This is a genomic window from Rathayibacter sp. AY1D2, assembly GCF_002932695.1.
Classification (GTDB): Bacteria; Actinomycetota; Actinomycetes; order Actinomycetales; family Microbacteriaceae; genus Rathayibacter.
This window is the reverse complement of sequence record NZ_PSVX01000084.1, coordinates 1-12,182: the sequence shown is the minus strand read 5'-3', so window position 1 is coordinate 12,182 and position 12,182 is coordinate 1. Positions and strand designations below refer to the sequence as shown.

Sequence of the window (12,182 nt, the reverse complement as noted above, 5' to 3'; positions counted from 1 at the left end):
ACCGCAGAGGATGCGGCGCGCCGGGGGCGCGGCCGCGGGGGACGGCGCGCCAGGGGTGCGACCGCGGAGGACGATGCTGATCGAGTGGACCTCCCAGAGCATCTCGTGGTCGACGTCGATGTCGCTGACGTCGACGCCGCGGTGGTGGGCGGTGAGGAAGCGGGTGGCCCAGGCGCGGACCGCGTCGCCGAGGGCCGCTCCGGGGGCTGCCGCGTCGGCGCGGACGATCCAGGTGACGTGGACGCCGGCGGGGTGGCGGAGCGGGAGGCGGTCGTGGGCGGTGGGGACCTCGAGGAACGCGGCTCCGGTGGCGTCGTCGTCGAGGCTCTCGAGGATCGCAGCGATGGCGGGGACGGCCGTCTCGTCGCCGGCGAGGAGGAGGGAGGTGGCGGCGCCGGGGTGGAACTCGACTCCGCCGCCGGGGAGGTCGGAGCGCGTGTCGGGCGCGATGATGACGATCTGGTCGCCGGCGCGGGCGCTCTCGACCCAGGCGGAGGCCGGTCCGGTGTCGCCGTGGGCGGCGAAGTCGATGTCGACCTCGGCGTCCTCGGGGCGGACGGCGCGGATGGTGTAGGTGCGGAGCGGGTTCCGGAGCTCGTCGGGGAGCTGTCGCCAGCGGCCGTACCAGTCGGGGTCGAGTCCGTCGGGTCCGTCGGGGTCCGAGACGGAGGCGAGGAAGGCGGGGGCGTCGGAGGCGGCGGTGGGGACGACGAGCTTGATGCGCTGGTCGGGGCCGGTGCAGCCGACGTGGTCGAGGCCGGTGCCGGTGAGGGTCACGCGGATGAAGTGCGGGGCGATCCGGGTCGCTGCGGCGACGGTCGCGAGGTACGGCCGGTAGGCCGGTCGGGCGGGGGCGGCGGTCGTCGGAGGCATCGCCTCAGTCTCGCACAGAAGGTAAGCCTTGCCTAAGACTCAGCCGGGACGCCCGGCGGACGGTCAGCGCGCGGCGTGCTCGGCGGAGGTGCGCAGGCGCGCCTCCACGTCGGCGGCGAGCTCGGCGACGACGGGGCCGGCCCCGCCGATCCAGGCGCAGAAGTCGTGGCGGCCGTCGGCCCACGGGTAGTCGCCGTCGACGACCGACATCTCGCCGACCCAGGCCCGGACCGCGCGGTCGAGCGCGACTCCGCGGGAGCAGCGCTCACCTGTGCCGGGGGCGCCCGAGCGCTCAGAGCGGCCGAGCCAGGTGACGCAGACCCGTCCGGGGGCGGCGAGCGGCGGCAGTCCGCGCGCGTCGTCGACCTCGACGAAGACCTGGCCGCGGGCGTTCGCGGGGAGGGTGTCGAGGATGCTCTGGATCCACGGCACGACGGTCTCGTCGCCCGCGATCAGGAACTGCTTCACGTCGACCGGCGCGGAGCCGTCGCGGTCCTCGAACATGCACATCGTGTCCGAGTATAGGCAAGGCTTACCTCAGTGACCAGAGCCGGACCTGACCATCCGCCGTGCGGCCGCGCCCGGACCCGTCACGACTGCGGCCTCCCCCCGTCACCACTGCGGCGGGTGCCGCCTCTGCCAGCGCGCCCGCCGCTCGAGCTGTGCGCCGATCGCCAGCAGCGTCGCCTCGCCGCCGGGTCGCCCGATCAGCTGGACTCCCATCGGCAGGCCCTCCTCCGTGGTGCTCAGCGGAAGGGTGATCGCGGGGAGGCCGCTCACGTTCACGAAGGACGTGTACGGCGTGTAGAGGCACTGCTGCTCGAAATTGCGCTCGGGATCCTCGAGGTCGTACCAGCCGACGGGGCGCGGCGTCATCGCCAGCGACGGCGTCAGGACCGCGTCGACGCCGGAGAACGCCGCGATCACCGCGCGCTCGTAGCCCGAGAGCCAGGACGCCGCCTCGACGATCTCGCGGGCGGAGCGCCGGCGTCCCTCCTCCACCAGCCAGCGGGTCAGCGGCTCTATCAGATCGAGGTCCGCGCCCTCGACGGGCAGGGCCGCGGCGCCGCTCTGCCACAGCGTCCGGAACGCGGCGGGGTACGGGGCGCTCGGGGGGAGCGACGCCTCCTCGAGCCCGTGGCCGAGGGCGGCCAGCGCGGCGATCCCCTCGTCCAGCGCGGCGCGCGCCTCCGGAGCGAGAGCGATCTCGTACTCCTCGTCCCAGGGCGAGTCCGTCAGCACGCCGATCTGGAAGCGCCCCTCTCCGCGCACCGCGGCGCCGAGGAACGAGCCGTCGCCGTCACCGGGCGCGCCGAGCGACCAGCGCTGCGGGAGGCGGCCGTTCGTCCGCTCCAGCATGCCCTCGAGCAGGAGGCCCGCGTCGGCGACCGAGCGGGTGATCGGCCCGGCGACCGTCAGGCCGCCGACTCCGCCGATGCCGGAGAGCGCGGCGACACGTCCGCGGGAGGGCTTCAGTCCCACCAGGCCGCAGGCCGCGGCGGGGATGCGGATGGACCCGCCGCCGTCCGAGGCGGGGGCGAACGGCAGCAGTCCCGCGGCGACGGCGACCGCTGCTCCTCCGCTGGATCCGCCGGCCCCGAGGCGGGTGTCCCAGGGCGTGACGGCGGGCGGGCCGATCCGCGTCTCGGTGTAGGAGGGCATCCCGAACTCGGGCGCCGCGGTCTTGCCGAGGCTGACCGCTCCCGCCGCGTCGAGCACCTCGACGATCTCGTCGGAGGCGGTGGGCACGTGGTGCTCGCGCAGCCGGGATCCGAATGCGGTCCGCACGCCCGCGCGCCGCCAGAGGTCCTTGTCGCCGCTCGGCAGGCCCCAGAGCGGAGCGGTTCCGGGCCCTGTGCCGAGCGCTGATGCCCGCACCCGCGCCCGATCGGCGGTCACCGTGGCGAAGGCGCCCAGCTCCCCGTTCCAGCGCTCGATCCGGGCGAGGTAGTGATCGGCGAGCTCGAGAGGCGTGACCTCTCCGCGCTGCAGCCAGTCCCACTGCTCCTGGGCGCTGAGGTGGTGGAGTTCGAACATGGAACGACCCTATTCCGCCGCTCCGGGGAGCCGGCGGAACAGGGTCGTGCGGGTCAGGCCGCGCGGCGGCCGCTCTCGCTCGCCTCGTCGATGCCCTTCCGGGCGCCGTCGGGCACCACGGTGTCGCGGTCGATGCGGGCGCCGGTCGCGATCACGGCCGAGCGTCCGATGCGGGAGTAGCTCCCGATCCGCGCCCCCGGTCCGATGATCGCCTCGGGCCCGACGTGCACGTTCGCGCCGATGAAGGCGCTGTGCCCGATCATGGCGTCGCGGTCGACCCAGCTGCCCGCGCCGATCCAGGCGCGCTCGCCCACGGTCGCGCCGGGCTCCACGTAGGCGCCGGTCTCCACGTACGCGGTCGCCGAGACGCGCGATCCGGGAGCGACCATGCCGCGTCCGTTCGCGTGGCGGCGGTAGACGATCTCGTCGTCACTGCCGCGCGCCCCTCGACCCTTGTTCATCCCTGTCCCTGCCATCTGCCTCTGGCTCCTCCGAGCTGTCCGGTGGGCGGGGCGCCGAGCCCCGTCCCGTCATCGGTAGACAACAGCGGCGAGCGCCCGCGCATTCCCCGTTCGGGGGGCGCTGGCGCGGGGTGGAGGCGGGGCGGCGGGCGGAGCGGAGAGCGCGCGTCGGAGCGGACCCGCGCGGGCGTCCCCGGAGCGTCACTCCACCGCGTCGGCGACCGCGGTCACGACCGCGCGGAACCGGTCCGGCGCCTCGCGGATCCGCCGCCGGAGGAGGACCCCGGCGAGCGCCGACGAGGCGGGTGCGGCGACCAGCTCGCACTCGACCCGGGCCCCCTCCTCGTCCGCCAGGACCCGCCACTGCTCGACGCCGAGCACGGGGAGCCGGCGCTCGAGCCCGCTCCCCCGCCGCTCGTAGGCGCCGTCGGCGGCGAGGACGTCCGCGAGGGCGGCGAGCACCGGGGCGGGGTCGGCGTGGAGGACGGAGGCGAGGGCGAGGAGGCTGCGCACGGCGGCAGTCTCGCACGCCCCCGCGTCAGGAGCGGGCGTCGAGGACGCGCCGGAGCCAGTCGAACGACGCCTTGGGCACGCGGCCCCGGCTGCGCGTGTCGACGGCCACGAGCCCGTGCGGGCGGCTGTAGCCGTGCTGCCACTCGAACGCGTCGACCAGGGTCCAGAGCTGCACGGCCTCCACCGGCAGTCCGTCGTGGACGGCCTCGGCGAGAGCGGCCAGGTGCGCCCCGAGCCAGCGGATCCGCTCCGTGTCGACGATCGCACCCTCGCGATCGGGCTCGTCGGGGTAGCTCGCGCCGAGCGCGGTCACCACCAGCGGCGGCAGGGCGTCGCCGTACCGCTCCACGAGGGACCGCAGCACCGAGACCACAGCCCAGGGTGCGACCGGCGAGCCGTCGCCCGTGCGGTCCAGCTCCGGCCAGGGCGCCGTGTGGAAGGGGAGCGCGGGAGGAGCGCCCACCCCGGTCGGCAGCGCCGGGTCGCGGCCCGACACGGTCCGCAGCGGCGGCAGCGGCGCGACCGCGTAGAAGTCGAGCGGTGCCGAGATGCGCGCGAGGTCGACCGGATCCGCCTGCGCGAGGGCGCCGAGGAACGGCGGCAGCTCCTCCGGTCCGACCGGGTAGGACCCGGTCAGCACGGCGTCGGCCACCAGGCGGTTCCGCAGGACGTCCGCCAGGGAGGCGAAGGCGCGGTCCCGGTCGTCGTCGGAGGCGGGCTCGACGGGCGCGAGCGCGTCGACCAGGCCGATCCTCCCGGTCACCTCCGCCGCCCGCAGCGCCTCCAGCGCCACGCCGTGCCCGAGGAGCTGGTGGTGCAGCGCCGGCAGGGCGCTGAACAGCCGCCCGGCGCCCGGCGCCTGCCGCGCGAGCGCGTAGCCCTCGAGCATCACCGTCGACGGCTGGTCGAGGGTGATCCAGTCGGCGACCCGGTCGCCGAACCGCCCGCCGAGCTCGAAGGCGAGATCGCCGAAGCGGAACGCGGTGTCGCGGTTCATCCAGCCGCCGCTGAGCGCCGACGGGGTGTCGCGGTGGTGCAGGGTCAGCGCGACCCGGATCCCCGTCTCGGCGAGCCCGTCGAGCAGGCGGTCGTAGAAGCCGAGCCCTCCGCGGTCGATCGGCCCGCGGCCGTCGGGCTGCAGCCGGGGCCACGAGACCGAGAGCCGGAGCTCGTCGACGCCGAGATCGACCAGCAGCGCGAGGTCCTCGCGCCAGCGCAGGAGGAAGTCCGTCGCGATCTCGGGAGTGGCCTCCTCGGCGATCGTCCCCCGTCGCAGCGCGAAGTCGTCCCACACCGACCGGCCCCGGCCGCCCGTCTCGAGGGAGCCCTCCGTCTGGAAGGCGCTCTGCGCCAGTCCGATGCGCAGGCCCGGCGGCAGGAGCCCGCCCAGCTCGCGCGGATCGTCGAAGCGCGCGGCCTCGACGCGCACCTCCCGCCGATCGCGCCCACGGGCCTCGTCTTCGCGCATTCCACTGTCCTCCGGATCTGATCGACGGGTATATTCTCGCGGAAGCGCTCTCCCGGATCTCCCCGACTCCCCCGACCGGCCGAGACGCCTCCTCCGGATGGTGTACATCCGGGAACAGTGGTGCGGCGCGCTTGACAGCTCCCCCCTGCCCCCGTGCAATGGACGCATCGTGAAATCGGACGTCGACGTGGCAGTACCGGGGGGTTCACCGGTCGTGCCGGTGCCCCGACTCCGCCGATCCCCGCGGCGCACGGCCGCCCTGCTGCTGGTGCTCCTCGCGGCCGTCGCCTCCGTCTCCGGGCTGGCCGCTCCGGCCGCGCAGGCCGCCGCTCTCACGATCACCGCTCCCTCCTCCGGCGCGGTCCTCAGCACGGGAGCGACGACGGTCACCGGCACGGCGACGGCCGGGGACCAGGTGCAGATCGGGCTCCGCGGCGGCGGCGACCCCCTCTGCATCACCACCGCGGGCCCCGACGGCGGCTGGAGCTGCGCCGTCTCCCTCGACGACGGGCCGGCGACCCTGGTCGCGGTGGAGCTCCTCGCCGGCGGCGGGACCACCTCGGCCGCCGTCCCGATCGCCGTCCTCAGCGCCCCCGTCATCGAGTCGGTCGACGGCTCGGCGACCTCCGCGGGCTCGGTCCGCGGCACGGCCTACCCCGGCGCGAGCGTCGCCGCGGTCTCGAACGGCGGCGCCGCGTGCCTGGCCACCGCCGACTCCGGCGGCGCGTGGTTCTGCCAGCTCGCCCCCACTCCGGCGCCGGGCAGCTACCGCGTCACCGCGACGCAGACCGCCTCCTTCGCCGGCAGCGCCGCCTCGCCGGCCAGCGCGCCGGTGACCCTCGTGGTCGACACCGCTGCTCCTGCCGCCCCCGCCCTCACCTCGCCGTCGGACGGCGCCGCCCTGCCGCTCGGCGGCGCGTCCTACTCGGGGACGGGCGTGGACGGCACCCGCGCCTACGTGTACGTGGACCGGGTCAACACCTGCGACGCGGCGGTCAGCGGAGGCGCCTGGAGCTGCACCGGCGGCACGATCACGGCGGGCGCGCACCGGGTCTCCGCCATCGCCGGGGACAGCGCCGGCAACTACAGCCCGCCGAGCCCCTGGATCGACGTGACCTTCGCGGCGGCGACGACCGCTCCCACCGGCACGCCCAGCGCGACGACGCCGGCCGCCCCCGGTGCCGCGCCCACCGCACCCGGGGCCGCCGCGTCTCCCGCTCCGAGCAGTGCGGCGCCGACCGCGTCCCCGTCGCCCGTCCGCCCCGGGGAGACCGCGCCCACGCCCGAGGACGAGCCGACCGCCGAGCCCACCGCAGCGCCGGTCCCGGCTCCCGACGTGGACGGCGGTGACGTGCCGCCGCAGCCCGCCCCCGACGCCGGATCCGAGCCGGGCGGCTGGAGCGCGGCGACCGGGATGACCACCGCGCTGTCCGCCGGATCGCCCGTCGTCTCGATGGCCGACTGGATGCGCTCCCTCGCGCTCGCTCTGCTCTCGCTCGCCCTGGTCGTCGTGCCGGCCCGCCTCGCCGCGGCCGGGCGGGCGCCCCGCGCCGAGCGCAGCTGGCACCTCACGGGCCGCAACCGCGCCGCCGTCGAGTACGACGACAAGCCGGACACCGGTCCCGCCTCGCCGCGCCTGATGGTCGTCGGGATGATCGGCTGCGCAGCCGGCCTCGTCCTGCTCTCGGGACGCGTCGACGGCCAGCCCGCCTACCTGCGCCTGCTGATCGCCGTCATCGTGGCCGTCGCCGTGGTCAACGCGGTCGCCGCCGCCGTCCCCGCGCTGGTCGGCCGACGGATCGGCGTCAGCGGGATCGGCGTCGTCGCCGCTCCGCGCGCGCTGCTCCTGGTCGCGGCGGCCGCTCTCGTCTCGCGCTTCGCGGGACTGGACCCGGCGCTCCTCTTCGGCGTGGTGATCGGCCTCGTCCTCCCCGAGGGCGCATCCGCCGTCGACCGCGCGAAGCTCTCCACCGTCCGCGTCGTCTCGCTGCTGGGTCTCGCCGGACTCGCCTGGGGCGCCTCCGCCGTGGTCCCGCCCGACGGCTCGTTCGGCTCCGTGCTCGCCGCGGAGGTGCTCAGCGCGACCACGCTGATCTCGGTCGGCTCGAGCGTGGTGCTGCTGTTCCCGGTCGGGCGCCCCGCCGGCCGCAGCATCCTGCGCTGGTCTCCGCTGCTCTGGCTCGCGCTCACGCTCCTCGCGACGACCGTGCTGTTCGTGCTGCTCACCCCGACCATCGCGTCCTGGTCGACCGACGGCGGAGCGGGTCCGGTGCTCTTCGCCGTCGTCGCCTTCAGCGCGGTGTGCACGTCGATCTGGGCCTGGCGGCGCTTCGTCGAGTCGGAGTAGCCGGCCTCGGCCGCCCGCTCAGCCGATCGAGACGGGCCGGTCGAGGTCGTCGCCCGGCAGCACGTCGGCCACGGCGCCGACCGTCAGCTCGCGCAGCGTCGCGATGCCGCCGTAGACGCCGAGGAACGCGGTGTCGGCCGCGTCGCGTCCCGTCGCGATCCGCACGAGACTCGACCGCGGCGCGAGCGTCGTCGCGTCGACCGCCCGCCACTCCCCCTCGATCCAGGCCTCCGCGACCGCGTGGAAGTCCATCGGCTGCAGTCCCGGGGCGTACACGGCCGCCAGTCGGGCGGGCACGTCCAGCGCACGGAGGAGGGCGACGACGAGGTGCGCGAAGTCGCGGCAGACGCCGCGGCGGGCGAGCAGCGTCCGCTCGGCCCCGTCCGTCGGAAGGCTCGAGCCGGGGACGTACGCCAGCCGCGTGCCGACCCAGGAGCTCACCGCGTGCAGGAGGTCCGCCCCGGCGAGGCCGGCGAACTCGGCCCGGGCCGTCGCCCACAGCACGTCCGACTCGGCGTAGCGGCTCGGCCGCAGGTACCGCAGCCGGTCCACCTCGTCGCCCTCGAGCGGATCGAGGCGTCCCAGGACGCGCGCGGAGTAGTCCACGACGAGGTGCCCGACCGGCGCGTCGAGCACGTGCAGCCGGGTGCCGTGCTGGTCGATCACCTCGCGAGCGGCGAGCGGGCGGCCGTCGACGGTGAGCGTCAGCGACTCCTCCGCCCCGTACGCGTCGGCCACCGCGATCGAGAGGACGAGGGCGGCCGGAGCCGCGACGTCGAGGGTCAGGTGGGCCGAGACGTCGCGCTGCATGGGGCTCTTCTCCGGGGCGTGGCGGGTGGGGGTCAGGCGCCCTGCTCGCCCTTCGGCGGCGGGGTGGGGGCGGCGTCCGGCTCCTGCACGAGCTGCAGCCCGCCGGACGAGTTCGCCGAGACGGTCAGCAGGTCGATCCAGGTGCGGTTGATCGAGGGGACCCGTCCGCCGAAGTACTTGAAGTAGAGGGGCACGGAGGGGTCGAGCCAGATGCTCGAGCGGCCGTCGCCGACCGCGGGGTCGTCCCGCCAGGAGAAGAAGAAGCTCTCGCGGCGGCGCAGCTTGTTGGCGATGACGATCTGGACGTGCGTGAGCGTGCGGTCGTCGAACTCGATCTCGACTCCCGAGGCTCCGTAGAGCAGCTTCCCCATGGGGGCCTCCCGGCCGCCCGTCGCCGGGCGGTGCATGACGGTGCCCGCGGGCACGAGAAGCGGGACCGTTCCGGCGCCCGCCGTGGACCGGGCGGCTCGCATCCGGACGCGGGCGCCCGGGCTCGGAACCGCCCGGTGACGACTCTAGGCGAGGCGGCGCGGGCGCGCGGGATCCTCGTCCGATTCCCGAACACCGGGCTCCTCCGGCCGGAAGGACGACCGGTCCGGAGGCGCGCCCGGCGCCCTGCCGGATCCGGGCGAGACGCGCCGGGGCGCTGCCGCGCGCATGTCGGAGGTCGGACGTACGGTACCCGCATGATCGAATGCGCACTCTGCGGAACCGACGCCGTCGTCCTCGACCGCTCCGGCGGCCGCGACACCGAGGAGGAGCTCGTCGTGCTCTGCGCCGACTGCACCCCGGGCGAGATCACCCAGGCCCTCGAGGCCGGGCTGCTCGAGCCCGCTCGACGCAGCGCGCACGCCCGCGCCGCCTAGAGAGCGGCACGTCGGACGGAGTGCCCCCACTGGGACTCGAACCCAGACTGAGACGATTTTAAGTCGTCTGCCTCTGCCGATTGGGCTATGGGGGCGACCACCGGGAGGAGCGACCCTCCCGGCGGCGGTGTCAGGACTTGGCGGGCTCGCCGCCGACCGGGACCGGAGCACCGGCCTGGCCGGGGATCTGCGCCGGGGCCTGCGCGGCCGGAGCCTCGGCGGCCGGGGCCGCCGGACGCGGACGCGACGCGTAGGTCTCGAAGGAGCCGCGGGGGTACTCGCGGGCCTCGATCGAGGCGATGTCGCGGCCGAGCCAGAGGTTGTTCCACCAGCCCCAGACCACGCGGAACTTGCGCTCCCACGAGGGCATGGCGAGACCGTGGTAGCCGCGGTGCATCACCCAGGCGGGGAAGCCCTTCACGGCGATCTTGCCGGACTGGAACACGCCGATGCCGATGCCCAGGCCCGCTACCGCGCCGAGGTTCTTGTGCACGTAGTCGACCGGCTCCTCGCCGCGGAGCACCGCGGTGATGTTCTTGGCCATGAGCTTGCCCTGGCGGACGGCGTGCTGGGCGTTCGGCACGCAGAAGCCGCCGACGCCGCCGCCGGTGAGGTCGGGGACGGCCGTCGCGTCGCCGGCGCCCCAGGCGCCCTCGACGAGCACGTCGTCGTGGCCGACGCGGAGGTCGGCGCGCACGCGCAGGCGGCCGCGCTCCTCGATGGGCAGATCGGAGTTCTTGATCGACGGGTTCGCCATGACGCCCGCGGTCCAGATGATGAGGTCCGACTCGAAGCTCTCGCCAGTCGACAGCTGGATGACGCCGTTCTCGGCCGACTTGAGCTGCGTGTCGAGGTGCACGGTGGCGCCGCGCTGGTCGAGGTTCTTCAGCACCCAGTGGCTCGTCTCGAGGGCGACCTCGGGCATGATCCGGCCCATCGCCTCGATGAGGTGGAACTGCGTCTCCTCGAAGTCGATCTCGGGGTAGCGCTTGAGCAGCGCGCTCGCGAAGGAGCGCAGCTCGGCGAAGACCTCGATGCCCGCGAACCCGCCGCCGACGACCGTGACGGTCAGCAGGCGCGAGCGCTCGGGGCCGGCGGGGAGCGACGCGGCCTTGTCGAAGTTCGTGAGCATGCGGTCGCGGATCGCGGTCGCCTCCTCGATCGTCTTCAGGCCGATCGCGTTGTCGGCGACGCCCGGGATCGGGAAGGTGCGCGAGACGGAGCCGGCGGTGACGACGATCTGGTCGTACTCGAACTCGTAGGGCTCGCCCACGGTCGGGGTGATCGTCGCGGTGCGGTTCGCGTGGTCGATCTTCGTCACCTTGGCGGCGAGGATCGCGGTCTTCTTGAGGTGGCGGCGGAGCGAGACGATCGCGTGGCGCGGCTCGATCGACCCCGCGGCGACCTCGGGGAGGAAGGGCAGGTACGCCATGTAGGGCAGCGGGTCGACGATCGTGACCTCTGCCTCGTGCGGGCGGAGCTGCTTCTCGAGCTTCCACGCGGTGTAGAAGCCGGCGTAGCCGCCTCCGACGATCAGGATTCTGGGCACGGTTGACTCTCCAAGAGGGATGGACAATGCGAACACCCTCACGCAATGCGAAGTGCCCGCTCTCGATGCGGTGGGCAGCACTGACCCCGACTGGGAATCAGCTTAGCGAAGAGCGCGCCGGTGGTGGCGCCTCCGTGGCTCCGGTAGGAGCGGCTACGCGTCGAGCGGCCTGCAGGCGCAGCGCTCGGGAGACCAGTCGGCGCGGGCCAGGGCCAGATCGCCGATCGGATTGACGCCGGGGCCCGCCGCGAGGGCGTGCGCGGCGAGGGCGTGGAGGCACTTCACCCGCGAGGGCATGCCCCCGGAGGAGATGCCCGCGATCTCGGGGACGGAGCCGACGCTCTCGCGGTCGGCCAGGAACGCCCGGTGCGCAGCGGCGTACGCCTCGCGCAGCTCCTCGTCCTCGGCGAGCATCGCGTTGTACTCGACCATGACCTGGGTGGCCTCGAGCTGCGAGATCGCGGCCGTCGCGGCGGGGTGGGTCAGGTAGTAGAAGGTGGGGAACGGCGTGCCGTCGGACAGGCGGGGGCTCGTGGAGACCACCGTCGGGTCGCCGCAGACGCAGCGTGCGCTGATCCCGACGACGTCCCGGGCGGGACGGCCCAGCTGGGCGGAGACGACCGCGATGTCGCGCTCGGACGGCGGATCGAAGGGGGGCGTGGTCACGGGGGCTCCAGAGGACGGACGGCCGGGAGGACGCTCCAGTGTACGCGGGGCCGGGCGGGAGCGACGGGGTCGGGCGGGAGCTACGGAGTCGGTGTCAGCTCGTCGGCGGTCGGCTCGCCGAGGCCCGAGACCGCGATCGAGGACAGCAGGGAGCCGGCCCAGTCGCTCGGGGTCTCCTGCACCGTGTCGCTCGCGGGCTGCTGCGCCTGCTGGGCGAGCGTCACGTCGTCGAGCACGAGGTAGCTCACCTCGCCGGGCATCACGAAGTACAGCCGCTCGCGGGCCTGCGCACGGATGAACGCCGGGTCGGACCAGCGGGTGCGCTGCTCGTCGAGGTTCTGCGCCTGGGTCTTGGCCGCGTCGACCGAGCGCTGCAGCTCGGCGATCTCGGCGCGCTGCTCAACGAAGTTCTTGATGCTCGGGGCGAGCACGACCATCGCGAGGATCATGATCCCCATCACCAGCAGCGTGAAGCCCGAGCCGCGGACGCCGGCGATCCACGCGGACGAGGGCGGGGCGGGCGTGCGCCGCGGGGATCGGCGGAGTCGGGGCACCGGCACGACCGGTGAACCCCCCGGTACTGCCACGTCGA

General features: G+C 74.8%; 13 protein-coding genes and 1 tRNA gene. 2 read left to right on the top strand and 12 right to left on the bottom strand.

The window, feature by feature from the left end; translation table 11 throughout:
- From C5D04_RS16395 to C5D04_RS16370, 6 genes are all read right to left on the bottom strand, one after another.
- Positions 1–873: siderophore-interacting protein (locus tag C5D04_RS16395; RefSeq protein ID WP_104348037.1), on the bottom strand; the 873-nt coding region annotated here is incomplete at its 3' end.
- A 63-nt stretch (positions 874–936) separates the two neighbouring features.
- Positions 937–1,377 carry an SIP domain-containing protein gene (locus tag C5D04_RS16390; protein WP_181027263.1) on the bottom strand — a complete coding sequence of 147 codons (441 nt, stop codon included), beginning with the start codon at positions 1,375–1,377 and terminating at the stop codon, positions 937–939.
- Positions 1,378–1,485: 108 nt separating this feature from the next.
- Positions 1,486–2,910: an amidase gene (locus C5D04_RS16385; protein WP_104326424.1), complete on the bottom strand. Its 1,425-nt coding sequence runs from the start codon at positions 2,908–2,910 to the stop codon at positions 1,486–1,488.
- Between the two features lie 53 nt (positions 2,911–2,963).
- Positions 2,964–3,386, bottom strand: a complete 423-nt coding sequence (locus tag C5D04_RS16380) for a transferase (protein WP_104225025.1) — start codon at positions 3,384–3,386, stop codon at positions 2,964–2,966.
- Positions 3,387–3,572: 186 nt separating this feature from the next.
- Positions 3,573–3,884 (bottom strand): hypothetical protein, encoded by a 312-nt coding sequence (locus tag C5D04_RS16375; RefSeq protein ID WP_104227427.1) that lies wholly within the window; start codon positions 3,882–3,884, stop codon positions 3,573–3,575.
- A 25-nt stretch (positions 3,885–3,909) separates the two neighbouring features.
- Positions 3,910–5,352 (bottom strand): glycoside hydrolase family 1 protein, encoded by a 1,443-nt coding sequence (locus C5D04_RS16370; protein WP_181137745.1) that lies wholly within the window; start codon positions 5,350–5,352, stop codon positions 3,910–3,912.
- 220 nt (positions 5,353–5,572) lie between these two features.
- Here C5D04_RS16370 and C5D04_RS16365 point away from each other — a divergent pair, with 220 nt between their 5' ends.
- Positions 5,573–7,699, top strand: a complete 2,127-nt coding sequence (locus tag C5D04_RS16365; RefSeq protein WP_181110645.1) for a hypothetical protein — start codon at positions 5,573–5,575, stop codon at positions 7,697–7,699.
- A gap of 18 nt (positions 7,700–7,717) precedes the next feature.
- Here C5D04_RS16365 and C5D04_RS16360 read toward each other — a convergent pair whose 3' ends face one another.
- Positions 7,718–8,509, bottom strand: a complete 792-nt coding sequence (locus tag C5D04_RS16360) for a transglutaminase family protein (protein ID WP_104234572.1) — start codon at positions 8,507–8,509, stop codon at positions 7,718–7,720.
- 32 nt (positions 8,510–8,541) lie between these two features.
- Entirely contained in the window at positions 8,542–8,934 is a 393-nt protein-coding gene (locus C5D04_RS16355) for an ATP-dependent DNA ligase (protein ID WP_374954157.1), read from the bottom strand.
- Positions 8,935–9,195: 261 nt separating this feature from the next.
- Between C5D04_RS16355 and C5D04_RS16350 the strand changes: the two genes are divergently transcribed.
- A complete protein-coding gene (locus C5D04_RS16350; RefSeq protein ID WP_104225020.1) occupies positions 9,196–9,375 on the top strand; it encodes a hypothetical protein in 180 nt (59 codons plus the stop codon).
- 21 nt (positions 9,376–9,396) lie between these two features.
- On the opposite strand, the gene C5D04_RS16345 is transcribed toward C5D04_RS16350, so the two are convergent.
- The 4 genes from C5D04_RS16345 to C5D04_RS16330 all read right to left on the bottom strand — a co-directional run.
- A tRNA-Leu gene (locus C5D04_RS16345) sits at positions 9,397–9,470 on the bottom strand.
- Positions 9,471–9,505: 35 nt separating this feature from the next.
- Positions 9,506–10,924: an NAD(P)/FAD-dependent oxidoreductase gene (locus C5D04_RS16340; protein WP_104225019.1), complete on the bottom strand. Its 1,419-nt coding sequence runs from the start codon at positions 10,922–10,924 to the stop codon at positions 9,506–9,508.
- A gap of 153 nt (positions 10,925–11,077) precedes the next feature.
- The gene (locus C5D04_RS16335; protein WP_104227430.1) at positions 11,078–11,590 is read right to left on the bottom strand and encodes a DUF501 domain-containing protein; all 513 of its coding nucleotides are present in this window, start codon (positions 11,588–11,590) and stop codon (positions 11,078–11,080) included.
- Positions 11,591–11,670: 80 nt separating this feature from the next.
- On the bottom strand, positions 11,671–12,182 hold a 512-nt coding region (locus C5D04_RS16330; protein WP_104348035.1), incomplete at its 5' end, for a septum formation initiator family protein.

Bases quoted from the DNA above. Each gene is read 5' to 3' on its own strand.
- C5D04_RS16385 (WP_104326424.1), bottom strand. From the start codon at position 2,910: ATGTTCGAACTCCACCACCTCAGCGCCCAGGAGCAGTGGGACTGGCTG.
- C5D04_RS16360 (WP_104234572.1), bottom strand. From the start codon at position 8,509: ATGCAGCGCGACGTCTCGGCCCACCTGACCCTCGACGTCGCGGCTCCG.
- C5D04_RS16390 (WP_181027263.1), bottom strand. From the start codon at position 1,377: ATGTTCGAGGACCGCGACGGCTCCGCGCCGGTCGACGTGAAGCAGTTC.
- C5D04_RS16350 (WP_104225020.1), top strand. From the start codon at position 9,196: ATGATCGAATGCGCACTCTGCGGAACCGACGCCGTCGTCCTCGACCGC.
- C5D04_RS16380 (WP_104225025.1), bottom strand. From the start codon at position 3,386: ATGGCAGGGACAGGGATGAACAAGGGTCGAGGGGCGCGCGGCAGTGAC.
- C5D04_RS16370 (WP_181137745.1), bottom strand. From the start codon at position 5,352: ATGCGCGAAGACGAGGCCCGTGGGCGCGATCGGCGGGAGGTGCGCGTC.